At 41.0% G+C, this 1583-nt stretch carries 4 protein-coding genes; 3 read left to right on the top strand and 1 reads right to left on the bottom strand.

Going from position 1 to position 1583, the window contains the following annotated elements:
* Window positions 1-221: helix-turn-helix domain-containing protein (locus HF864_RS09335; RefSeq protein ID WP_169462712.1), on the bottom strand; the 221-nt coding region annotated here is incomplete at its 3' end.
* 64 nt (window positions 222-285) lie between these two features.
* On the opposite strand from HF864_RS09335, the gene tnpA reads away from it, so the two are divergent.
* From tnpA to HF864_RS09425, 3 genes are all read left to right on the top strand, one after another.
* Window positions 286-741, top strand: coding sequence for an IS200/IS605 family transposase (gene tnpA, locus HF864_RS09330; protein WP_169462711.1), 456 nt, complete (start codon window positions 286-288; stop codon window positions 739-741).
* Window positions 742-789: 48 nt separating this feature from the next.
* Window positions 790-1218 (top strand): ATP-binding protein, encoded by a 429-nt coding sequence (locus HF864_RS09325; protein WP_346774618.1) that lies wholly within the window; start codon window positions 790-792, stop codon window positions 1216-1218.
* 12 nt (window positions 1219-1230) lie between these two features.
* Window positions 1231-1583 (top strand): hypothetical protein (locus tag HF864_RS09425; protein WP_205882360.1); only part of this gene is annotated, 353 nt, incomplete at its 3' end.

Raw genomic sequence — 1583 nt, 5'->3', positions numbered from 1 at the left:
GCGTTTTGACGAAACTTTAGCTGTTGGATGCGATCTTGTACCGTATCAATTGGTAGTTTGACTCGGCTTAATTGCCAGAGTTCTTTACCGATCGCAACCATCTCATTATAGACGAAACGACTGGCATCACTATTGACCTTGATTATTTGTTTCTGATGATCACTTGGATAAATACGAACTTTCAATCCATAATGATATTCTAACTGTGCCATTGACTTCATTTTTTCACCTCCTTTAACTGGATTATATCATCAGCTAATGACTATAACGATTAAGGTGTTCTTAATGGCAAAAGAAAAGATTCAAGACGCAGTTTATACTCGCCGTTATGTCTATAATTTCCATTACCATTTAATCTGGGTAACTAAGTATCGTCACCAGACTTTTTCAACTAAGGAACTGGTAGACGAAATGAAAGACATATTGCGAATGGCTGCAAAAGATAACGAAATTGTAATCGAAAAGATGGAAGTAATGCCAGATCATGTTCATGTATTGATCAGTTTTCCACCTAGCAAGGCGCCAACCAGCGCTATCAAAGCACTAAAGGGGCGTAGTGCATTTATTTTTCTCAAACGACATCCAGAAATTCGACAATCACAATATTGGGGTGGTCATTTATGGTCTCCCAGCTACTATATGAGTACGCTTGGCAATATGAGTAAAGATGTAGTGGAAAACTATATCAACAATCAAAAATACAATGCACTCCAAAAGAAAAAGCGTCCAAATGGACATTGAGTGAGCCTATCCATCCCATGACTAAAGTCACGGGATTTTCGGCTAGGCATAATTAAATATCAGCTGCAGCCTGGCCTCAAAATTAAAGCTGATCCCAATTATTACTATGAACTGATCAGCATTCTATTGGATAATGCCAATAAATACTGTGATCCTAATGGTACGATCTTCGTTAACGTCGGTGCCGACAAGCATGGCAAAAACGTGCTGCTCAAAGTCGGCAACAGCTATGCCGAGGGCAAAAACGTTGACTACAATAAATTCTTTGAGCGATTCTACCGCAATGACACCTCACATAACAATGAAAAAAAATCTGGTTTTGGGATTGGTCTTTCAATCGCTCAAAACCTGGTCAAAAACTTCAAGGGCAGCCTAAGCGTCGATTGGAAAGACGGCAATATCTATTTTACCGTCAGCTTCAAAAGTCTCAAGCAGTCCACTCGCAGTACGTCAAAACAGCTAAATAAAACACAGTAGATTGCTGTGGCCGTGACTTTGATAATCAGCCACGGTACCGCGATCAAAACAATAGCGCCCCAACAAGCCTGCTTGCTGGAGCGCTTTTTTAATCAGATCAAAATTACTTTTTATTGTAAATTCAGCTGGCAATTGACAAAAATCGGCGCGGCTTACCTTAACCATCTTACTATTGCCAAACTACCAAAGCCATCGCTGTTCCTTGCCATCAAGCTTTATCAGCCAGTCACAACCCAACTATCCAATGCTGCTGACAGATCGTCTTCACCGTCTCACCATTATGGTTTGGATGACATACTCCCCATCAAAGATGGGAGAGTTTCCGATGGCCCCTCACGGGACCAACCTGACTTTACTCCGTATGC

It is taken from the genome of Lactobacillus sp. MRS-253-APC-2B (assembly GCF_012843675.1).
In the GTDB taxonomy this organism is placed as follows: domain Bacteria; phylum Bacillota; class Bacilli; order Lactobacillales; family Lactobacillaceae; genus Limosilactobacillus; species Limosilactobacillus pulli.
Note: the sequence above shows the minus strand (reverse complement) of the source record. Positions and strands in the feature narration are given on the sequence as shown.